This window comes from Chlamydia buteonis, from assembly GCF_900634605.1.
GTDB classification, from domain to species: domain Bacteria; phylum Chlamydiota; class Chlamydiia; order Chlamydiales; family Chlamydiaceae; genus Chlamydia; species Chlamydia buteonis.
Window position 1 is genome coordinate 636,606 of the sequence record NZ_CAAAFM010000001.1, and the last position, 21,377, is coordinate 657,982.

Genomic DNA, 21,377 nt, shown 5'->3' on the forward strand with positions numbered 1-21,377 from the left:
GCTATTTGCCTCCTCGTCGTGATCTGTGTTGGTAAGCTTTAATGGCATCTAAAAGATGATAAGGTTTAAAATCCGGCCATAAAACATCGGTTACATATAGCTCTGTATATGCTATTTGCCATAAGAGGAAATTACTGACACGCATTTCGCCGCCAGTGCGAATTAATAAATCTGGGTCAGGAATTTCCGAAGTGTCTAAATACAATTGGATTAACTCTTCAGAAACCGAGTCTAAAGATATTTTTTTATTTACTAAATCATGATGTAGTTTTTTAAATGCGCGTACCAACTCATCTTTCCCACCATAGTTAATAGCTAAAACAAGGTCCCTAATCCCATGTCCCCTGGTTTCCGATGTTACTTTAGAAATTTGTTGCTGCAAGTAATGGGGTAGGGCTAACAAATTTCCTATACAACGTAGCCGGATCTTGTTTTCAATAAGGTAGGGAAGCTGTTCATCTAGTTGAGAATGGAAGAGTGAAAAAAGCTCTGCAACTTCTTCAGCTGATCTTAGAAAATTCTCGGTAGAGAAGGCGAAAAGTGTGAGGACCTCTATACCCAAGGAAAAAGCAGACTCAATAATATTGGGTAAAACTTTAGCTCCATAGTAATGCCCAGAAGAATGCTTAACAGAGCACTGCGTTTGATGTTGTTGATACCAACGCCGATTACCGTCCATAATGATGGCAACATGCTTCGGTAGAGACTGCATGGATAGACTAGCTTGATCCGCCTGTTTTAAGGTGAGAGACATATCTACATCATTAGTTGTGGAAGTATAAGTTATGACTGAACAATAGCAGCGAAACCTTTTCTTAAGCCAAAGTAAAAGCCTAAGAGTTTTTGCATTTTCTTCGGGATGTAAAACATCTGAAAACAATTCAAAAAGTTAGAACCTCCGAGAGGCATAGTAGAAGAAACATCATATCTTGACAAGTTGACATTCTTGAATCGAAAGATATTGAAGAGTACAATAAGGCCTTGCAGAGACAATTTTAATGAAGATTTCTATTTATTTCGATCAAGTACAATTTGCTTGGGAATTTAGGAGGCGTTAGTTAATTTTTTCATTGGCAAAGTAGAGAAATTCCGAAGTCATTTGTAAACATATTCCCTAAAATATATGACTAGGGAATTTTTTGTTTTCTACTTCTTTGTTATAGAACAAACATCCAGAGACATATATGTAAAGTATGTTTAAAATTAAATAATTATAAAAAATGACAATAAATTTTTTAACTTAAAGTTCCTGGAGGTTTTTTATGTCTTTGATTTGTTATACTTTAATTGCGTTTTAGAAATAGTTGTTTTTCAGTTATGAGACTAATACTAGAAACTTATGAGGTGTTTTAAATGAAATTGCCTCGAATATGTTTTGGGTATGTTCCGAAACTTGCGTTTATGTGTACAAAAGAAAAAGGCAATGTTCATTACATTCCTACTGCTCGCCACGCAGCTAAAAAGGTTGTTTCGGGGATTTTTTCTGTTTTGGGAACAGCAGCGTTTTCCTGTAGTATACTGGCTGCGAGTATGTGTCAGACCTTTTTCCCATGTATCGGATTATTAATCCTCGGAATTCTCTTGTTTATCATTGCGTATTGCCAATATGGAAAAGCGTGGACGCGTATAGAAATTCCAAAATTGCGTTACCGAAAACATAACGTTTCTTCGATAACAGAGAGAGAATACCTTTCTTTATTGTGGAAGTGGCGTTTTCTGTCTCCAGGTGTATACTGTCATCAAATAAATAGAAATATTTATATCTGTGAGGGGACTAAGGATAATCTAAAAAAAATTTTAGAAAAAAGGTCTGCTAAAAAGAACGGGACGATTTTAATTCGGGAATTGGATTTAGACGCAATTAGACACAATCAGTTAGAAACCGAAACTCAATATCAGGAAGTCTTTCAACTGCCTAAGGCTATGCTAGAGGGTGTGAAAAGTTTTTTAAAAACTTCTTATTCTGAGGAAAAAATAGTTGCTGCCCCATGGCCAGATTGCACTCCAGGGCCTACGCCTCAAGAAGTGCTGTATACACATATTCCCGGATTGCGACAGGGTGAAGCCCATGAGTGTACTTCTTTGCTCCCAGTATATACAGAAACATATATTGAAGCTTTCAAAGCAGCAATAGAAAGAGTTACAGTTTCTCGTGTGGTTAGTAGGGAAGGGATTTGCCTTTTAGTTTCTCCTTTGGGAGTTGTAAAAGGTCTAAGTCCAGAGGCTCTACATGCTACAAAAACTCTTTCTAAAACGGCTTTTCTTCAAGCTGTAGAATCTTTAGCAATGGAAACCGTACTCCCCGAAAGTAAGTCCAGACTTCCAATAACTATAGCTCTTGTTGATCCTGAAAGCATCGCCCCATTAAGATCCGTGGATACTAATTTAATGTTCCCAAGTAGAGAAAGTTTATCTTTCTCGGATTTTTCTCCGTCAAGTTCTGCCTGGTCTCATGTGATTTAATCTACCCTAAAGATAGTCTCTTGGGGTAGATTGATTTTTTATGAAATTTAAGTTTATAGGAAATCATAACTAAAAGAGATGTTTCCAACTTATAAGTTATAACCTTAAGAATGTAATGCTTTCTTCGCAACAAATTATCTGTTTAAATTTCTAAACAGGTCTTCATTTGACGATATTATTTTCAATTGGTATTTTAGTTCATTAGTATTTCTATTCAAAATATTCGCTATTTTAAAAGAGCCACGCAATGAAACAGAGATTTGGACGCAATTTAAGTATTATTATTTTTGTTTTTGGATTAGCTCTGTACTATGTGTTGCCCACATGTCTGTATTACTCACGACCGCTAAATAAAAAAGTCGATGAGAAAGAAGCTCAACAAATAGTTCGTAAGTTAACGAATCAGGTTGCTGAAGTACGTAGCGATATTATTCCCAGAGTTTCTTCTGTACTCTCTGCATTGAAATTACGCGGACATATTGTACAGCATCCAAGTATCCCGGGTGTAGTGAATATTCACTTCAAAGATAATGCAGATGTGTATACGTTTCTTGAAAATATGATTTATGGCGAACCTACGGTCCCTATAAAATCCTCACGTTTATATGTTTTAGGGTATGACAATAAAGATGGCGGGGTTGTTCAAGTTACCGGAGCTTTAACTACGGCTTTAACAGAAAATGATTTTTCTTTTGTCCCCTACAATCGAGAAGATGCGGAACCAGAAAAGGAAATTTTAAACGCTGCTCTTTCTTTGATTACTCCAGTTCCTGTTCGTTCTTGTTCCTGTGGTTATACCTCGATTTGGAATACAGCATCTACAGCTAAGGTAGTGCAACTAGCAGAGAACCTTTCAGTAGGTTTAGAAATTCTTCCGAATTCAAGGACTACAGCGCTACTTAATTACTTCTTCTCTTCTGAGAAGGATTACTCTGCATTTTTATCACGATTGGAAAATTTATCAACGAATTCTGATCTTTCAGAACAACATCGATCTGTTTTACAATCAGTGTATCAAAATTTGAAGTTGAGATCGCCAAGATGGAAAAAAGCTTTTACGCGTATAGTGGATAATTCTTTAGATTGCAGCGCACTATCTCCATTCTTTTCTTCCGTAGATTTTTCTCCTAAGGAAAGAAAATTAGTGTTTTGTCTCGATCCTAATGTGCTTGCTAAACGTGATGAGTTGTCTGCAGAACAGCGCCTAGATTTTGATTCGTGGTTGGCAAAAGAAAAACAAAGATTGGCTCATAAGCTTCAACGACCTGCTCAAGAATCTGTTCAAGGATTTGCGTTTAATCTCAGTGATAAAGATGCGAGCGGAAAAATCGTGCTGCATGGACGACGTATCTATCAGGGGATAGTCGAGCATTTAGCTACACTAGCTTTGAACAGACCCCCAGCACAATCTTGCGATCTTATTCGCGAGCATTTCCCCATACATTGTCGTTTGCCCAAAGAAAGCGATGCTTACGGTTGTTTTATTTTCTCGCCAGAGAAAAGTTGTTCGCATTTTTCTAAGGGGTCTATCTATGTAGTGCTTAAGGGATTACGCTCTGTTGCAGCGAAATATGAGCAAGGGGCAGGAGAAGACTCTAAGATTTTCGATAAGGATTTGCAAAACTTATACAATTGTTTTGCTCATACAGATGCCACTCCCTGGAGTCTCGGAGAGGATGAGGTTTTAGAAATCCGACAGCCTTTACAAAGGTACTTTGATGTTTGGGGAGAAAATTTTGTAGTTGCCCATGAAGGTGAAACTGCTAGCCTTGAAGTGCGCGATATTCGCGATCGTCTAGAAACTCTAAATCGTATTGAAAAGCGCCGTCAAGAAGAGTGGGTACGTTGGCACGAGCAATACCAGCAGTCCAGTTGTTCTATGGATCCTCAACAGCGTATACGTGCTGCCGTACCTCATCGAAGTGCTTTTGTTGAAAATCTTAAACTTAACCTACGCAAATACTCTCGAGGGGATAGTGTCCTTCGTCTAGGGATTGATTTTATCGGTGGGAAACAGATCCGCTTAGCCTTCAAGGATCATCAAGGGAAGCAGTTAACAGATAAGGAAGGGATTCTTAAGGTTTCAGATGAGCTTTACGCGCGTTTAAATCGGCTGGGGGTTTCAGAAGTAGAAATACGCAGAGAAGGAGATAACGTACATTTAAGTGTTCCTGGATTTACCAAAATTTCTTCCGAGGAAATTATAGGAACTTCTCAAATGACTTTCCACGTAGTAAATGAAAAGTTCTCTCCTTACTCTGCTCTGCGTTATGAAGTCCAAAGGTTTTTAGACTATTTATGGTTTACAGCACAAAGTCAAGACGCTACTTCCCCGGAAGCAGTGAATAAGCTCGCGAGTTATATTTTTAACAATCCAAATTCCCGCTTACCCTCTAGTGTTCAAGAAGCAGTAGCCAAACTGCAACAGGAAGGTCTTGCTTTCCCAAAAATTGATAGCGAGATTTCTTCATCGCATTTAGATACTACTTATTCAATGATCGCTATAGAAAAGGATATTGAGGGTAAGGCAAACCCCTTAATGATTGTTTTTCGTAACTATGCTTTAGATGGAGCTTCGTTAAAAAATATTCGGCCAGAATTTGCTGTAGGCGAAGGTTATATTTTAAACTTCTCGGTAAAAGATACTGGTATAACTCAAAAAGCCCACGATGTTTCTCCGACAGAGAGTTTCCATGCATGGACTTCTACTTACTGTCAGGAAGGCATAAGTGGAACTGCGAATGGTCAGTATTCTTCAGGTAGAGGGTGGAGAATGGCTGTTATACTTGATGGTTACGTAGTTAGTGATCCTGTATTAAATGCTCCTTTGAAAGATCAAGCCAGCGTCTCTGGGAAGTTTTCCCATCGTGAAGTGAACCGCTTAGCTACGGATTTAAAATCAGGATCTATGTCTTTTGTTCCGGAAGTTTTAAGTGAGGAAGTTATCTCTCCTGAATTAGGAAAACAGCAGCGTACACAGGGAATCATTTCCATATGCCTTGGTCTTGCTGTTTTGATAATTTTAATGAGTGTTTATTACAAGTTCGGCGGTGTCATTGCTTCCGGGGCTGTTATTCTCAATCTTCTATTAATTTGGGCAGCTTTACAATATCTCGATGCACCACTAACCCTCACTGGGTTGGCAGGAATTGTCCTTGCTATGGGGATGGCTGTAGATGCTAACGTCCTTGTTTTCGAAAGAATTCGAGAGGAGTATTTACTATCTCGAAGTCTTACTCAATCTGTAGAGGCAGGGTATAAGAAGGCTTTCGGAGCTATTTTTGACTCCAATTTAACGACCGTATTGGCTTCGTTACTTCTTTTAGTTTTAGATACAGGGCCGATTAAAGGGTTTGCTCTTACTTTAATCTTAGGAATTTTCTCCTCAATGTTTACAGCCTTATTTATGACGAAGTTTTTCTTCATGGTGTGGATGAATAAAACTCAAGAAACACAGCTACACATGATGAATAAATTCATCGGCATCAAGCATGATTTCTTGAAAGAGTGCAAAAAACTCTGGATAGTCTCCGGAAGTGTCATTGCTATAGGGTGCGTTGCTTTAGGTTTTGGCGCTTGGAATTCTATTTTAGGTATGGATTTTAAAGGTGGTTATGCCCTTACCTTGAATATGGCTGATCAGAAATCTGTAGATGTTACGCAGTTCCGCAGCAAATTGGGAGATAAATTTAAGCAAGTAGGGCTATCTCCGAGAGACTTTAGAATCAAAACTTTTGGTTCTTCTGAGAAGATAAAAATTTATTTCAGTCAGAACGCACTAACTCGGGTGCAGACTCCAGAAAGACCAGCTATGGAAGCGGCAGATCCTAAACTATCTATCGTTATGAACATACTTTCTGATACGGGGATCGATATCTTTTCTGAAAGTTTCAAAGATGTTCAGAATTTTTGGTTTAAAGTTAGCGGTCAGTTTTCTAATAAGATGCGCCAACAAGCTTTCATAGCATTGATGGGTGCCTTATTAATCATATTACTGTATGTCAGCCTGCGTTTCGAATGGCGTTACGCATTTAGTGCTATTTGTGCTTTGATTCACGATCTTCTTGCTACTTGTGCTGTATTAATCGCTACGCACTTCTTCTTGCAAAAAATACAAATTGATTTACAAGCAGTAGGCGCTTTAATGACAGTGTTGGGGTATTCATTAAATAATACCCTAATCATATTTGATCGTATTCGTGAAGATCGTCAGGAAAAATTATTTACACCCATGCCGATCTTAATTAACGATGCTCTACAAAAAACTCTAGGAAGAACAGTAATGACCACAGCAACAACGCTATCGGTCTTGTTAATATTATTATTTGTTGGTGGAGGATCAATCTTTAACTTTGCTTTCATCATGACAATAGGTATTCTTTTAGGTACACTATCATCTCTATACATAGCACCGCCTCTTCTTCTATTTATGGTTCGTAAAGAGGAGAGAAAACAACAATAACCTGGAGTTATTGTTGTTTTTGGTTCAGAAGGATGAGAAAATGCTCTTTAGAAAGATAGATTTTTAAAGAGTTTTTACGACGCGAACATCTATGGCAAGTAAAGATAATTCTTCTGTATCTAGTCCTACTTGGATATATCCTAAGCATGATCCTGCACTACTTTCTTTCATTATAAAGGAATTACATCTTCATCCGATCGCTGCACAGACTTTTATTTCTCGAGGATTTCAAACGGTAGATGAAGTCCGGAATTTTCTTTATGTGCATCTCTCCAACCTTCATGATCCCGAACTTTTACTTGATATGTCAAAAGCTGTAAAGCGTTTGCTTCTTGCAAAAGAACGTAATGAGCATGTCATGGTCTACGGGGATAGTGATGTTGATGGTATAACAGGAGTGGCTCTTCTTGTAGAGTTTTTGAGATCTATAGAAATGAAGGTTAGCTATTGTTTCTTAGGAGCGTTACTCAAACATTATGGCGAACCTTCTTTGTTGATTGCCAAGATGAAGGAAGAAGGTGTTACTTTGCTGATTACAGTAGATTGTGGGATTACTGCAGGGAAAGAAGTAAGTGATATCAATAAGCAAGGCATTGATGTCATTGTTACAGATCATCACATGCCTACAGGTAAAATTCCTCATTGCGTAGCAACATTAAATCCGAAACTCAGAGATCATGCTTATCCAAATAAAGATCTAACTGGTGTAGGTGTCGCTTTTAAACTCGCCCGTGGTGTTGTTGACGCGTTACAGAAAAACAATCCAAAACTCAAAGTAGATATTAAGCATTTATTAGATTTAGTGACTTTAGGGACAGTGACGGATGTGGGGACCCTTTTAGGAGAGAATCGTACAATGGTTCGCCACGGCATTAAAGAAATCGCCAAAGGGTCCCGGTTGGGGTTGCATAAATTATGCATTTTTTCAGGGGTAAATCCTTCAGAAGTTACCTCTACAGATATTGTTTTGAAAATCTCTCCGAAACTGAATAGTTTGGGAAGGCTTGCCGACGCGTCTAAAGGCGTTGAGTTGTTGCTTACTAAAGATCCAAAAGTTGCTGATGAAATAATTCAATATCTCGACAAAATAAATAGAGAACGCCAAAAAATAGAGGCAGACGTATTTCATGATGTACAAAAAATCTTAAAAAATCAGCCTGATATCATTAAACAAGCAGCTATTGTACTATCATCACAAGATTGGCATTCAAGAGTCATTCCTATTATTTCAGCACGCCTAGCTAAAGCTTATAATAAGCCCGTAGCTATTATTTCTAATCAGGGAGGGGTAGGGAAAGGATCGTTAAGAACAATAGGGTCTTTCCCTCTTCTTGGAATATTACAAAAGTGCTCTCCTATGTTCATATCTTATGGGGGGCATGATTTTGCGGCAGGCATTATCATTAATGAAGACCGAATAGAAGCTTTTAGAAAAAAATTTATTCATCTTGTGAATTCTTCATTAAAAAAGGAGAACTCCGTAGTTACCCTTCCCTTAGATGCTCGAGCTGATTTTGATGAGATAGATCACGATTTACTCTCCTCCATCGATCTGTTCGAACCTTTTGGCAAAGGTAATCCTGTACCTATATTTTATACCGTAGTACATCAGGTGCGTTATCCGAAGTTATTACCAGGTAATCATCTGAAACTCTATCTTAATTACGGAGAAAGAAATTTAGAAGGCATAGCTTTTGGATTAGGGGATAGAATAGAAGCCCTAAAAGCGAGTTGGAATCAACCTTTAGAACTTGCCTATACACCACGTTTATCCCAATCTGCCAACGGAGGAGTAATTCATTTGTTAGTGCGTGATTTTCATATTCTTCCACTAAATTACAAGGATACAACAGCAAAGTTTTAATCTTTTGAACATTAAACTTCTGTGCCTTGTTTTGAGGGTTTCTTAATGCTTTTTTCTTGAGTTTTTCTGAAGCCTAGTTTTAAATGACTCACCCAATTTTATTGAAGGCAGGACCTCTCTAAGTTTGTCTCTCCTGATATTTTTATCAGCGAAAATATCTCTGAATATAATCCAAAGTAAGCATTTTCTCGCTGATTACCTCGTAACAAGAGATGAAGTGATCTAGGGTTCTAGGCAAGTCTAGGAAGGTTGAATAGTGGTTGTTGTGAGTAATTTTCCGGGTTTTTTTATGGAATTCTGAAGATAATTAAAGCAAAGTTTTTATAATTTTTATTTTAAAATTCATTCTTCTTAATAAGAAATACTTAATTTAAGTAGATGAATAGGAACATTTTCTTTGTTTTATTCCACATTTTTTTTTAAAATACTTGCTTTTAACTCTTATATTCGTCAGTAGAAATGTTTTCAGTCACTCAACCATCTGTTACAGGTAATTCCTTGTTTACGGTGAATCCCAAACCTGAAATCCTTATATTTTCTTCCGAAGCCAATCGTAAGGCATATCAGAGAAGGGCCCACTGTCCTGTGATTTACAAGTTATTTGATGTTATTTGGGCTATAGTTAAGTTAATTATTCGAGTTATTTTATTCATTCCCCTAGGTTTACTTTGGGTATTGGGAAAGATATGCCAGAACGTTTTGCTTCCTGCTGCAGGTGGGGCCTTCGTAGTACCGCTGTGTAGCCCCAGAAAGTTATTACAGGAGGCCTTTCATGTTCAAACGAAACGTTGGGTAGATAATGGTTATGCCAGTTCCGTGACACGTGTTCCTATTCAACATGATGATTTATTTATTGATGCTATAAAAGTCACATTCCCAGAGGCCAAAACAGATAGGTGGATGCTTGCCTCTTTAGGGAATAGCGAGTGTTTTGAAAATAGAGCGATTCTTTATTGTAATGATGATTGGATACTAGAGATCGCCAAACAAGCTCAATCCAATGTTTTGGTATTTAACTATCCAGGAGTGATGCATAGTAGAGGGAATATTTCACCCAGCTCTTTAGGTAAAGCTTACCAAGCTTGTGTTCATTATCTTCGCAATCACCCCGATGGCCCAAGGGCAACGCAAATTATTGCCTATGGATATTCTTTAGGTACCCTAGTACAGGCTCAAGCGCTGAGTAGCGAAGTCACCGATGGAAGTGATGGTATTCGCTGGTTTGTCGTCAAAGATCGTGGGCCAAAGTCAGTTTCATCAATTGCACTTCAATGGGTGGGGAAACTAGGAATGTGGTCGATTAAGTTGTTAGGCTGGGAGATAAACTCTGCAAAGTTAAGCGAATCTCTTGTTTGCCCAGAATTATTTATACACGGAGTAGGTTTCGAATCACAATTAATAGGGGACGGTGTGTTCAGTAGGGATAATTGTTTTGCAGCGCCATTTTTAGATCCTAGTGCCCCTGTTCTTCCTGGTAGAAAGATCCCTGTAGGAGAACATCTTCTACATCATCAAGGTCCTCTTGATAAGAGCACTATACAACAGATTGTTGCACACATTAAGGACCATTTTGATTCGGGAGACCCAATTAACCGAAACAACAGTTGATGCGAGCTAACTTCAACTACACGAAAACGTATTTGTGCCTGGATAGAGAATCTTTTACGTAAAAGGCTCTCTGTGGCACTGTTGTCCCTACCCTAGATTTGTCTTCAAAATTAAGGTGCTAATACTCGCATAAAGTAGTCAAAGCATTATAAAAAGCGCTTCAGAGTACTTTATCATAGTTAAAATAGGATTTTAAAATAGAGAGTTGAAATTACTACGATACAATCGGGTTATTTCTGATCCGGCTATTTAATTTTCAGCAGTTGAAATAGTTTTTTAAATAAATAAAAACTTTTGGCTTGGAAAGATCAAAATGAAATCACAAAGCTTTTTAAAATCGCTTCATTGTAAGATGTTTGGAATGAGGGGTTTGCGCTCAAATGGACTCATTTTGTTAAAACTCCCAGGTTTTAATGTTAAGAAATATTAATAAAACATAGAGTAGTTTGGTTTTATTAAGTTTTAAACCAAAAACATCAACTTTGTATTAACAAAAAAGCTTGATTAATAAAGCTTTTCTTAGGAAAATGCTTATTTAAAAATTTCTAAAAAACAAGGAAGAACTACTAACTATTAAGGTTGTTTTAATTTTACAATATGTTGAGGGGGGAGGTTTGCTAACGTATGGAATGCATACAACATGAAAGCTGTTTCGATGTAGACGACAGAGAAGATGCGCAGCAACTTAAGGAACAGGAAGGAACCGAGATGGTTTCTATTACACAAGCTGCAAAATTGCACAATGTAACACGGCAAGCAATTTATGTGGCAATCAAACAAAAGAAACTAAAGGCTTCTAAAACAACGCGGTGGGAAATCGATCTAAAAGATTTGGAAGACTACAAACGTAATCGTTATTCAAGAAAGAAGTCGCTTTATCAAGGTGAATTACTCTTTGATAATGATAAGGGTTGTTATTCTGTGAACCAAGTCGCAGATATGTTAGGGATCCCGGTGCAAAAAGTATACTATGCTACACGTACAGGGACTATGCGCGGAGAGCGTAAAGGTGCTGCTTGGGTTATTAGCCAATCAGAGATCGATAGATACAAAAGCGAGTACTTGAATAAGCAAACAGCAAAGAAAGTCAAAGGTGTTGCAGTTGTTGAGCATGCTACAGCGAAACCAGAAGAAACAGTTTCTTCCGGGACTCTCCTGTTTGAGAACAACTAGTTCATAATTTGTCTTTTTCTGCTTCTTAGCTACTGCTTTTATCTCTTTCGCCTTATTAACATCTCGTGTTTTTTTAATTTTTCTGTTTAGATGCAGATAAATCGGGTCTGAGTGATTTTTCATAAAAACTCTGTAGCTTGATTAGGGATGCAGAGTTTGTTTTTTCGTCTCTCATTTTGTTGAGACAGCCTAGAAAAGGATTTCACTTGAAGAAATAACTAGGTTCAAGGTATCAAGTCTCTTTCGTCTTAGGATTAAATAAGAATGGCTTGGGAAAACGTACGTGTTAGAGTTGCGCCGTCACCTACAGGGGATCCCCACGTAGGGACAGCCTATATGGCTTTGTTTAATGAAATCTTTGCAAAACGATTCAACGGGAAGATGATCCTAAGAATTGAAGATACGGATCAAACACGTAGCCGTGATGATTATGAAAAAAATATTTTCTCCGCACTTAAGTGGTGCGGGATTCAGTGGGATGAAGGACCTGATATAGGTGGCCCCTACGGCCCTTATAGGCAGTCAGAACGTACAGAAATCTATAGAAAATATGCTGAACTCCTTTTAAAAACAGACTACGCTTACAAGTGTTTTGCTACACCTAAAGAACTTGAGGAAATGCGAGCTGTAGCCACGACTTTAGGGTATCGCGGAGGCTATGATCGCAGGTACCGCTATCTTTCTTCTGAGGAGATAGAGGCTCGCACCCGAGAAGGACAACCGTATACTATTCGGTTGAAAGTTCCCCTTACTGGGGAATGCGTTCTTGATGATTATTGCAAGGGTAGGGTGGTTTTCCCTTGGGCAGACGTAGATGATCAGGTTTTGATCAAATCCGATGGCTTCCCTACATATCACTTTGCTAATGTTGTGGATGATCATCTCATGGGCATTACTCATGTCCTTCGTGGAGAGGAGTGGTTGAGTTCTACTCCTAAACACCTGCTTCTTTACGAAGCTTTTGGTTGGGAAGCTCCTACTTTCCTCCACATGCCATTACTTCTTAATCCTGACGGGACAAAACTTTCCAAAAGAAAAAATCCTACATCGATATTCTATTATCGAGATGCTGGTTACATCAAAGAAGCCTTCATGAACTTTCTTACCCTGATGGGGTATAGTATGGAGGGTGATGAGGAGATTTATTCTTTAGAGAAGCTTATCGCAAACTTCGATCCTCGACGTATTGGAAAGTCGGGAGCGGTTTTCGATACCCGAAAACTGGATTGGATGAATAAGCATTACCTTACTCATGAAGGGTCATCAGAAAGCCTGTTAGCTAAGCTAAAAGATTGGTTAATCAATGATGAATTTTTCTTAAAAATTCTTCCACTATGTCAATCTCGCATTACTACTCTTGCCGAATTCATAGGATTTACCGGATTTTTCTTTTCCGTTCTTCCTGAATATTCAAAAGAGGAGCTTTTGCCAGCAACTATTTCTGAGGAGAAGGCTGCTATTCTTCTTTATAGTTATGTCAAATATTTAGAAAAATCTGATCTATGGGTTAAAGACCAGTTTTATCAGGGATCAAAATGGCTATCATCAGCTTTCCAAGTACATCATAAGAAGGTTGTTATCCCTTTACTTTATGTAGCGATTACAGGGAAAAAGCAGGGATTACCTTTATTTGACTCTATGGAGTTATTAGGAAAGCCTCGTACACGCGCGCGTTTTGTTCATGCACAAAATCTCCTTGGGGGCGTGCCTAAGAAAATTCAAACGACCATCGATAAAGTTCTTAAAGAAGAAGATCTTGAAAGTAAAGTTTTCGATTTTTAAGACTTTTTGCTTAAAAATCACTCACTGCTTAGATTTTACGCAACAGAACTATATGTTTTTTGGGTAAGATGCGTGAAAAATTGACTTGGCTAGAGAAAAGTCTAGGGAATTCGCTTGCTTAGTTAGAGGGACCCGTCTTTGTGCAAGAATATAGCTACGAGGAGGGGGAGCGTAGGAACAGCTAGATACAAAGAGAGATAAAAAGAAAATACTATATACAAAAGAAAATCTTCTCATTTCTCAACTCCCTATTTGTTTAAATGTTAGAATAATTTTCTTTTTATTATCTATTAATTATCAGTATGACTTTTATAATAAAATCATACATCTGTGAATATCAATGATTTAAGAAGAGAAAAAGTTCTTCTTCATCAAAATGACTTGATCAAGTGGTTTATTAATCAAGTTCTTCAGGCTTTCTTTATAGCACAGTTGTAGCTATTCAACTTTCTTTAACCAATCGTGTTAGTTTAACCCTAGTTTTATTTTTTCTACCTGGAAAATAATTAGTTTAAGAAAAAATATAAAATAGAAAAAAGAATTGATAAAATTTTTATTTTCTATTGTAATATTGTTCATGGGAAAGTGCTTTATTAATTATTAAAAATTGAAAGGATTTTTAATAAGGAATCAAGCGCGTTAAGTTTTCTAATTAGAAAGGAGTTATAAACTTATGAAGAAAGCTGTTTTACTAGCTACAGTATTTTGTGGTGTTGTTGGCTTGACTAGTTGTTGCCGTATTGTAGATTGTTGTTTTGAAGATCCTTGTGCGCCTAAGCCATGCAATCCTTGTGGTAACAAGAAAGACAAAGGCTGTAGCCCTTGTGGCGTCTATACACCTTCTTGCTCCAAGCCATGTGGCTCTGAGTGCAATTCAGGAGTTCAAGGACCTCAAGCTAAAGGTTGTACATCTCTAGACGGTAGATGCAAACAATAAGTAACAGTTCTTATCTGTTTACTTAAATTGGTTAGGTAGTTAGGAGGTAAATTATTTCCCTGCTAACTGCCTTTATGAAAAATAAACTTAAATGTTGAGGGTAAGAGTGCATAACTTTCTACCCGATGGCAGAAGAAAAAATAACACACGCGATAGGAGATCCCTATGTCCAAACTCATCAGACGAGTAGTTACGGTCCTCGCGCTAACTAGTATGGCGAGTTCATTTGCCAGCGGGAAGATAGAGGCCGCTGCTGCAGAGTCTCTTGCTACAAGATTCATTGCTAGTACTGAAAACTCAGATGACAATGTTTTGCAAACAACAGCCAAGAAAGTTAGATTTGGTCGTAACAAAAATCAAAGACAAGAACAAAAACATACTGGTGCTTTCTGTGATAAAGAATTTTATCCTTGTGAAGGTGGCCAGTGCCAATCAGTAGATACTACACAAGAATCTTGCTACGGCAAAATGTATTGTGTCCGTGTTAACGATGACTGTAACGTTGAAATTAGCCAAGCTGTACCTGAATATGCAACAGTAGGATCTCCTTATCCTATTGAAATTCTTGCTGTAGGTAAAAAAGATTGTGTTAATGTTGTTATTACTCAACAGCTTCCTTGCGAAGTTGAGTTTGTCAGCAGTGATCCTGCTACAACACCTACCTCGGATAGCAAATTAATCTGGACAATTGATCGCTTAGGTCAAGGTGAAAAATGCAAAATTACCGTTTGGGTAAAACCTCTTAAAGAAGGTTGTTGTTTTACCGCTGCTACTGTATGTGCTTGCCCAGAACTTCGCTCTTATACCAAATGCGGACAACCAGCTATTTGTATTAAGCAAGAAGGTCCTGAATGTGCTTGCTTACGTTGCCCAGTTTGTTACAAAATCGAAGTTTGCAACACAGGTTCTGCTATAGCCCGTAATGTTGTTGTCGATAATCCAGTTCCTGATGGCTATACTCACGCTTCAGGACAACGCGTTCTTTCCTTTAACTTAGGAGATATGCGTCCTGGTGATTCTAAATGCTTCTGTGTGGAGTTTTGCCCGCAAAAGAGAGGAAAAGTTACTAACGTTGCTACTGTATCTTACTGCGGAGGACATAAATGTTCTTCCAACGTAACTACTGTAGTTAACGAACCATGCGTACAAGTAAATATCTCTGGAGCTGACTGGTCTTATGTATGTAAGCCTGTAGAATACACTATCGTTGTATCCAACCCAGGTGATCTTAAACTTTATGATGTGGTTATAGAAGATACCGCACCTTCAGGAGCTACAATTTTAGAAGCTGCTGGAGCTGAAATCTGCTGTAACAAAGCTGTATGGTGCATCAAAGAGATGTGCCCAGGAGAGACTCTTCAATTTAAAGTTGTTGCTAAAGCACAAAGCCCAGGTAAATTCACAAATCAAGTTGTTGTCAAAACTAACTCCGATTGTGGAACCTGCACTTCTTGTGCAGAAGCTACAACCCATTGGAAAGGTCTTGCAGCTACTCATATGTGCGTAATCGATACTAATGATCCTATTTGCGTAGGGGAAAATACTGTATACCGTATTTGTGTGACAAACCGCGGTTCTGCAGAAGATACTAACGTCTCGTTAATCCTTAAGTTTTCTAAGGAGTTGCAACCCGTTTCTTCTTCAGGCCCAACAAAAGGAACCATTACAGGTAATACAGTAGTATTTGATGCTCTGCCTAAATTAGGTTCTAAGGAATCTGTAGAGTTTTCTGTAACATTAAAAGGGATTGCCCCAGGAGATGCACGAGGAGAGGCTATTCTTTCTTCAGATACCTTAACGGTACCTGTTGCCGATACAGAAAATACGCACGTTTATTAATCTTTTAAGTTTCTTTTTTGAAGGATTTGTAAACGAAAAAGCCGTCCTAGAATTTTCTAGGACGGCTTTTTTGTTTCTCTTTGTCATCATTACTATTTTCTGTGGATCCATTCTAGGAAATATTACAAAATTAAATTAAAAATTTTAATTAATACCTGGGTAGGTTAAACTCTTTCGTCTTAATGTGTTTAGATAAGGAGTTTTCGGATGTCGGGTGACAACGCAAATAGTGTAGATGGGGATGTTACAAATCTAATCCGACCAGGATTAGATCAGGTAATACAAGATGAAGGGGTGCAGGTTAGTTTGATTAATTCTGTACTAGGTTGGTGTAGAATACACATAATAAACCCAATAAAATCATCAAAAATCGTACGATCAAGAGCATTCCAAATTACTATGATAGTACTTGGAATTATCTTACTTATAGCTGGTTTAGCTTTAACATTTGTATTGCAGGGGCAGTTGGGAAGAAATGCTTTCTTATTCTTGATCCCTGCGGTTATTGGTTTGGTTAAGTTGCTAGCAACTTCAGTGTTTATGGAAAAGCCTTGTACTCCAGAGAAATGGCGTTTATGCAAACGTCTATTGGCAACAACTGAAGATATTTTAGATGATGGTCAGATTAACCAATCAAATATAATTTTTACTATGGCAAGTTCTGAGGCGACAACTGCTTCAGCATCATAGTAGAATAGAGACGTATGAATTTTTAATATCTTAGACATTTAGGAGGTATTTAACCTCCTAAAGAAACAGTCGCTTTACGATCTCTTAAAAGGATCATGTCTTTTAAAATGTTTACAGATTCTTCCATTTGTAAGTCGTTGCTTCCAAAAGGACGAATGGCTTCTGAAGGATCTTTTAGTTCTTCTAAAAAGATTTGATAGTTCTTATTTTCACTTAACCTCTGCCTACTATTCTCGGTAAGCTGAGGAAGCATCTCTCTCCAAACAGTCTCTTTTTTTTGTAAATTAGGTATATAGTATTTTTGAAACCAAGGACGCATGTGGGAATCTAGATCTCCTAAATTATCATTCATGACATTGTCACAACTATCCGAAGATAGAGGGTGTTCTAAATAACGTTCTCCTAAAGGTTCTGCAAAATAGCGAGAAGCTACATGAATGTCGGAGCGTACACCTCGAAGTTGTGTCGATTTCCCAGAAGGCGAATAGTATTTCCCCACAGTAACTTTAAAAAATCCCTCTGTACCAGCCTCTGCTGTAATCGTTTGATGTTGAATTGTGCCTTTCCCATAAGTTTGCTCATCACCAACAATGATAGCTACACCATAATCTTGTAATGTTTGCGCAACAATTTCAGCTGCAGATGCAGAACTTTTCGAAACAAGGATGGTTAATGGTCCATCATAGAATTTTTTTGGAGAAATCGTACGGTAACGTTTGATACTCCCATCTGCATAACGTGATACAACAACCACACCATTAGTCATAAATAACCCAGAGACTTTAATAGCTTGTGAGAGAAAACCACCCGTGTTTTCTCGGATATCTAAAACTAAACCTAGGAGGTTCTTTTCCTGTAAGCCTTGAATTGCGCGTTTTAGATCTTGTTCACTTGAAATCTGATTTTCCCCTTCGTAGAAAGAATGCAGAGTAATCTTCCCAATGATTCCATCACCATAAGCTTCATAAGAAACATCAACGCGACGATCATCCAAACTGATTTTTTCGCGTTTTAACTTTACTGTGCGATTTCCGCTTTTACTATGGATGTCTAAGATCACTTCAGAGCCCTGAGAGCCTCTAAGACAATCTAACACAGCTCTAAAGGGAAGATTGTCTATGCTTCTACCATCAACACGATAAATCACATCATCAACATGTAATTCTCCTGTTTTTTCCGCAGGTCCTCCAGGAATAATCTCTTTTACAATGACCCCATCAATATCTTCTTTTAAGATGACGCCAATCCCACACATACCCTTTTCTAATTGAATACGCATGGCTAGAGCTTCTTCCTTACTAAAATAGGTTGTATGCGCATCTAAACTATGGGCCATAGCTTTCACTACACGAACATGGAAGTGATGGGATTCCTCTTGAGGTAACATAGGTTGCCCATAATCATTAATGCCTAAATAAGGATTCTCATATGCTTCAAGTTGACGTACACAGAGTTGGGTTAAAGAAGCTTCCTTCCTCAGGTACCTATCTTTAGAACTATCCGATAAATACATAGAAATATAAGAGAGTAGTAATGAACGTTGCCTCTCTTTTGCCTCTTCGATAGAGTGTGCCCATTGGTTAGGTTTCTTTATAAGAGAATGGGAAGAAGCTTCCTTGACCAAAGCTTCAGGATTGGATAACCATTCGGCTCGCCATTGACGTGCTCGAACAATACTTTCTTTAATTACACGATTCAAATTCTGATAAACAGAAAAATTGTTCGTTTTATAATTTTTTAACAGGCGTTTTTTGATATCTGCAGAATGGATAAAATTATTTATCTCTTGTTCTGTAAGATAAGCTTTATGAGGATCAAAAGATTGAGAGTAACCTAGTAAGGAACGTACCAAAATATCTGAAGAGATATCTTGAATATCTATATGATACTCAATCAGCTTATCAACAGTTTTTCGTATATCTTCTTCATGAAGCAATTCAGATGCAAAAGAGAAACTAGGAAAGCATGTTAGAACAAGAACGCAAAGACGTAGTATTTTTATCATTACAAATATCTTTGTTGATCGTGGATATTTGTAACATCGACATAAAATGCTCAGGCTTGAGCGAAGATTTTTGCTCCGAAGAAAAACTTATTCAGAATAAACAGGTTGGTAAGAAAAATATTCTTTCTTAAGATGCCAAGGATCGGGCACATAAAAAATTTTTCATATCACAAAGTACATTGATCAATAATATGCCTATTGCAATGAAAACTAGGAAAGAACCTATGATAAAATAGGCCCCTGAAAAAGGTAGTGTTGCTTGTGGTAGGAAACTTAATCCTGATAAAAGCAAAGCAAGAATAAAGAACACCGTAGCCATTGCAATCATCACAACATTACGTGAAGAAACGTGCATTTGCTGTTGAAAATGCCCGTGTACAAAACTTGCAGGAATTTCCGTAGTCATAGGTTTTCTTGGACTTAAAGAGAAAATATTATAAAAAAAAAAAGGATAAGAAAACACTTAAATAAAAGTTTTTAATCTATTGTTGTGACTTAGATTCTTTTATGTATTATCTTTGTTTTTTCGTATTGATAACTTCTATTTTAATAGGTCGAGCTGCTCCTGTTGCCTGCTATGAAGTTTTCCCCTGGATCGCGCCTAAATCTCTTACTGTGCTCGGCAGCCCATTTATCGATGTTATCCTCGAGGCCCCTAAGGAATTTATTGAAAAATGTGACGTGAAAGTAGGTGAGATACAAAACATAAACAGCTCGGATATAAAAAAGATTTTTTTGATGTATAGAGAAACCTTTCCCGAAAATCCTATCAAGGTAACAAGGAAAGAACCGCTAAGCCTTACAGAAGATCAGCTAGCTAATCTAGGTTTTATCAGTTTACTTGACAAGCCGCCTTATCTTAATTACTCAAAACAGACAGAATACGGGCCAGCACTTAATGAATGGGATCATCTCCGACTTATTCTTCGTTGCCCAAATCAAGAAGATACTTTCTGCTATTTTCTTGAAGAAACTCCCAAATACCTTCCAGGACTATCTTTATCCCCGGATGTGGGACATACTTTGATTGATAGCGATTTGTTGATTTATGGTTGCTACATAGAAAGTTTTTTGAAAAAAGCTGGTAGTCCCAACCATAAAGTCCTACTTGATCTTAACAATCCTCATATTGTCCATCAATATAGAGACCGCGTTTGGTCTTTGTTTCCCTATATAGACGTTCTCTTTTTATCAGAAGAGTCAACGAAGTCGTTAACAGGGATGTCTAACACAATTTTAGGTAGACGTTTGCTTTCCCACATTATTCCGACGGTATTTGTACAAAATATATCAGAAGAGAAGTCTCGGATCTATTTTATCCAACATGGTAAAGAAACAGTGTATTCCTCTACACAGGAATTACAACAAATAGTTTTAGCGTTTCTCTTTGGTTATATTAACGATAATGTAATAGATTATTGTTTTCATGTAGGGGATCTCTTATTAGAGAATGCCTAATTTCTTCTCCATAAGTTCAGGAAGCTGTTTTTGTAATTCTAAAACTGAAAAATAACTTTTCCATATTAGAATGATTTTTTTGAATATCAGATGATTATACTCTAATTACCTTCTAAAAATAACCCCTTGCAAACAAAGGGATCCTTACTCTATATTTTCCCCCTTATAGTAGTTAGGTTGAATTGAGAAGGATACATGCCAACCATTAATCAATTAATACGTAAAAAGCGTCAATCTAGCGCGTCTAGAAAGAAATCTCCAGCCTTGCAGAAATGCCCACAACGACGTGGTGTGTGTCTACAAGTGAAGACAAAGACTCCTAAAAAGCCGAACTCAGCTTTACGTAAAGTTGCTTGGGTGCGCTTGTCTAATGGCCAAGAAGTTATCGCCTACATTGGTGGTGAGGGCCATAACTTGCAAGAGCACAGCATCGTGTTGGTTCAAGGTGGCAGGGTTAAAGATTTGCCTGGTGTCCGTTATCACATCGTTCGCGGGGCTCTAGATTGCGCTGCTGTCAAAAATAGAAAACAAAGCCGTTCTCGATACGGGGCAAAGCGTCCTAAGTAGGACTATTCTTTATTTAGGAATGAGAAGTTAGAGGTTAATTTATATGTCAAGACGACATGCCGCTGAGAAAAAAGTAATCCCAGCAGATCCTATCTATGGAAGTGTGACTCTGGAAAAGTTCATTAATAAAGTTATGGTGCACGGCAAAAAAAGCATTGCGAGAAAGATTGTTTACAATGCTTTGGAAAGATTTGCTAAGAAAGTAGGCGCTGAGAATGTTTTAGAAGCTTTTGAAGAAGCCTTAGAAAATGCAAAGCCTTTGCTTGAGGTTCGGTCTCGTCGTGTTGGAGGGGCTACATATCAGGTTCCCGTGGAAGTTGCGGCGGGTCGTAGGGATTGCTTGGCTATGCAATGGATTATTAAATTTGCTAGAGCAAAGCCAGGGAAATCTATGGAAGTAGGATTGGCTGCCGAGCTTGTTGATTGTTTCAATAAGCAAGGAGCTACCATTAAGAAGCGTGAAGATACTCATCGTATGGCTGAAGCAAATAAAGCGTTTGCTCATTATAAGTGGTAAAATAATATTTAA

At 37.8% G+C, this 21,377-nt stretch carries 17 protein-coding genes; 13 read left to right on the forward strand and 4 right to left on the reverse strand.

What is annotated here, in order from left to right; translation table 11 throughout:
- Window position 1: 1 nt before the first annotated feature.
- Complete coding sequence (locus E1N70_RS02905) at window positions 2-754, reverse strand: isoprenyl transferase (RefSeq protein ID WP_131744050.1); 753 nt, start codon at window positions 752-754, stop codon at window positions 2-4.
- A gap of 599 nt (window positions 755-1,353) precedes the next feature.
- Between E1N70_RS02905 and E1N70_RS02910 the strand changes: the two genes are divergently transcribed.
- The 6 genes from E1N70_RS02910 (at window position 1,354) to gltX (ending at window position 13,352) form a co-directional block, all read left to right on the forward strand.
- On the forward strand, window positions 1,354-2,463 hold the full coding sequence (locus tag E1N70_RS02910; RefSeq protein ID WP_131744051.1) for a hypothetical protein: 1,110 nt from the start codon (window positions 1,354-1,356) through the stop codon (window positions 2,461-2,463).
- Window positions 2,464-2,710: 247 nt separating this feature from the next.
- The gene (gene secD, locus E1N70_RS02915; protein ID WP_131744052.1) at window positions 2,711-6,925 is read left to right on the forward strand and encodes a protein translocase subunit SecD; all 4,215 of its coding nucleotides are present in this window, start codon (window positions 2,711-2,713) and stop codon (window positions 6,923-6,925) included.
- 91 nt (window positions 6,926-7,016) lie between these two features.
- Window positions 7,017-8,789, forward strand: a complete 1,773-nt coding sequence (gene recJ, locus E1N70_RS02920) for a single-stranded-DNA-specific exonuclease RecJ (protein WP_131744053.1) — start codon at window positions 7,017-7,019, stop codon at window positions 8,787-8,789.
- 459 nt (window positions 8,790-9,248) lie between these two features.
- Complete coding sequence (locus tag E1N70_RS02925) at window positions 9,249-10,397, forward strand: CPn0927/CPn0928 family alpha/beta hydrolase fold protein (RefSeq protein ID WP_131744054.1); 1,149 nt, start codon at window positions 9,249-9,251, stop codon at window positions 10,395-10,397.
- Between the two features lie 624 nt (window positions 10,398-11,021).
- Window positions 11,022-11,570, forward strand: a complete 549-nt coding sequence (locus E1N70_RS02930) for a helix-turn-helix domain-containing protein (protein WP_131744055.1) — start codon at window positions 11,022-11,024, stop codon at window positions 11,568-11,570.
- A 264-nt stretch (window positions 11,571-11,834) separates the two neighbouring features.
- Entirely contained in the window at window positions 11,835-13,352 is a 1,518-nt protein-coding gene (gltX, locus tag E1N70_RS02935; RefSeq protein ID WP_131744056.1) for a glutamate--tRNA ligase, read from the forward strand.
- Between the two features lie 48 nt (window positions 13,353-13,400).
- Here gltX and E1N70_RS05260 read toward each other — a convergent pair whose 3' ends face one another.
- Window positions 13,401-13,589: a hypothetical protein gene (locus tag E1N70_RS05260; protein ID WP_131744057.1), complete on the reverse strand. Its 189-nt coding sequence runs from the start codon at window positions 13,587-13,589 to the stop codon at window positions 13,401-13,403.
- Window positions 13,590-14,025: 436 nt separating this feature from the next.
- On the opposite strand from E1N70_RS05260, the gene E1N70_RS02945 reads away from it, so the two are divergent.
- From E1N70_RS02945 to E1N70_RS02955, 3 genes are all read left to right on the forward strand, one after another.
- The gene (locus tag E1N70_RS02945) at window positions 14,026-14,289 is read left to right on the forward strand and encodes a small cysteine-rich outer membrane protein (protein WP_131744058.1); all 264 of its coding nucleotides are present in this window, start codon (window positions 14,026-14,028) and stop codon (window positions 14,287-14,289) included.
- Window positions 14,290-14,454: 165 nt separating this feature from the next.
- Window positions 14,455-16,128, forward strand: a complete 1,674-nt coding sequence (omcB, locus tag E1N70_RS02950; RefSeq protein ID WP_131744059.1) for an outer membrane complex protein OmcB — start codon at window positions 14,455-14,457, stop codon at window positions 16,126-16,128.
- 207 nt (window positions 16,129-16,335) lie between these two features.
- Window positions 16,336-16,818, forward strand: a complete 483-nt coding sequence (locus E1N70_RS02955; protein ID WP_131744060.1) for a cysteine-rich outer membrane protein — start codon at window positions 16,336-16,338, stop codon at window positions 16,816-16,818.
- A gap of 49 nt (window positions 16,819-16,867) precedes the next feature.
- Here the strand turns inward: E1N70_RS02955 and tsp are convergent, their stop codons facing one another.
- Window positions 16,868-18,823, reverse strand: a complete 1,956-nt coding sequence (tsp, locus tag E1N70_RS02960; protein WP_131744061.1) for a tail-specific protease Tsp — start codon at window positions 18,821-18,823, stop codon at window positions 16,868-16,870.
- Between tsp and E1N70_RS05120 the strand changes: the two genes are divergently transcribed.
- A complete protein-coding gene (locus E1N70_RS05120; protein ID WP_165478213.1) occupies window positions 18,784-18,954 on the forward strand; it encodes a hypothetical protein in 171 nt (56 codons plus the stop codon). The genes tsp and E1N70_RS05120 overlap by 40 nt on opposite strands.
- Here E1N70_RS05120 and E1N70_RS02965 read toward each other — a convergent pair.
- Window positions 18,951-19,229: a hypothetical protein gene (locus tag E1N70_RS02965; protein WP_131744062.1), complete on the reverse strand. Its 279-nt coding sequence runs from the start codon at window positions 19,227-19,229 to the stop codon at window positions 18,951-18,953. The two genes, E1N70_RS05120 and E1N70_RS02965, sit on opposite strands and share 4 nt — an antisense overlap.
- Window positions 19,230-19,330: 101 nt before the next feature.
- On the opposite strand from E1N70_RS02965, the gene E1N70_RS02970 reads away from it, so the two are divergent.
- The 3 genes from E1N70_RS02970 (at window position 19,331) to rpsG (ending at window position 21,365) form a co-directional block, all read left to right on the forward strand.
- Entirely contained in the window at window positions 19,331-20,281 is a 951-nt protein-coding gene (locus tag E1N70_RS02970; RefSeq protein WP_131744063.1) for a carbohydrate kinase family protein, read from the forward strand.
- 195 nt (window positions 20,282-20,476) lie between these two features.
- Window positions 20,477-20,848 carry a 30S ribosomal protein S12 gene (rpsL, locus tag E1N70_RS02975; RefSeq protein ID WP_006342868.1) on the forward strand — a complete coding sequence of 124 codons (372 nt, stop codon included), beginning with the start codon at window positions 20,477-20,479 and terminating at the stop codon, window positions 20,846-20,848.
- A 43-nt stretch (window positions 20,849-20,891) separates the two neighbouring features.
- Window positions 20,892-21,365 (forward strand): 30S ribosomal protein S7, encoded by a 474-nt coding sequence (gene rpsG, locus E1N70_RS02980; protein ID WP_131744064.1) that lies wholly within the window; start codon window positions 20,892-20,894, stop codon window positions 21,363-21,365.
- Window positions 21,366-21,377 lie beyond the last annotated feature (12 nt).

What these genes read in the sequence shown, in the direction of transcription:
- E1N70_RS05260 (WP_131744057.1), bottom strand. Translation starts at nt 13,589, where the DNA reads ATGAGAAGATTTTCTTTTGTATATAGTATTTTCTTTTTATCTCTCTTT.
- E1N70_RS02930 (WP_131744055.1), top strand. Translation starts at nt 11,022, where the DNA reads ATGGAATGCATACAACATGAAAGCTGTTTCGATGTAGACGACAGAGAA.
- tsp (WP_131744061.1), bottom strand. Translation starts at nt 18,823, where the DNA reads ATGATAAAAATACTACGTCTTTGCGTTCTTGTTCTAACATGCTTTCCT.
- E1N70_RS05120 (WP_165478213.1), top strand. Translation starts at nt 18,784, where the DNA reads ATGTTAGAACAAGAACGCAAAGACGTAGTATTTTTATCATTACAAATA.
- rpsL (WP_006342868.1), top strand. Translation starts at nt 20,477, where the DNA reads ATGCCAACCATTAATCAATTAATACGTAAAAAGCGTCAATCTAGCGCG.
- E1N70_RS02910 (WP_131744051.1), top strand. Translation starts at nt 1,354, where the DNA reads ATGAAATTGCCTCGAATATGTTTTGGGTATGTTCCGAAACTTGCGTTT.
- E1N70_RS02905 (WP_131744050.1), bottom strand. Translation starts at nt 754, where the DNA reads ATGTCTCTCACCTTAAAACAGGCGGATCAAGCTAGTCTATCCATGCAG.
- rpsG (WP_131744064.1), top strand. Translation starts at nt 20,892, where the DNA reads ATGTCAAGACGACATGCCGCTGAGAAAAAAGTAATCCCAGCAGATCCT.
- gltX (WP_131744056.1), top strand. Translation starts at nt 11,835, where the DNA reads ATGGCTTGGGAAAACGTACGTGTTAGAGTTGCGCCGTCACCTACAGGG.
- omcB (WP_131744059.1), top strand. Translation starts at nt 14,455, where the DNA reads ATGTCCAAACTCATCAGACGAGTAGTTACGGTCCTCGCGCTAACTAGT.
- E1N70_RS02925 (WP_131744054.1), top strand. Translation starts at nt 9,249, where the DNA reads ATGTTTTCAGTCACTCAACCATCTGTTACAGGTAATTCCTTGTTTACG.
- E1N70_RS02965 (WP_131744062.1), bottom strand. Translation starts at nt 19,229, where the DNA reads ATGACTACGGAAATTCCTGCAAGTTTTGTACACGGGCATTTTCAACAG.
- recJ (WP_131744053.1), top strand. Translation starts at nt 7,017, where the DNA reads ATGGCAAGTAAAGATAATTCTTCTGTATCTAGTCCTACTTGGATATAT.
- E1N70_RS02955 (WP_131744060.1), top strand. Translation starts at nt 16,336, where the DNA reads ATGTCGGGTGACAACGCAAATAGTGTAGATGGGGATGTTACAAATCTA.
- secD (WP_131744052.1), top strand. Translation starts at nt 2,711, where the DNA reads ATGAAACAGAGATTTGGACGCAATTTAAGTATTATTATTTTTGTTTTT.
- E1N70_RS02970 (WP_131744063.1), top strand. Translation starts at nt 19,331, where the DNA reads ATGTATTATCTTTGTTTTTTCGTATTGATAACTTCTATTTTAATAGGT.
- E1N70_RS02945 (WP_131744058.1), top strand. Translation starts at nt 14,026, where the DNA reads ATGAAGAAAGCTGTTTTACTAGCTACAGTATTTTGTGGTGTTGTTGGC.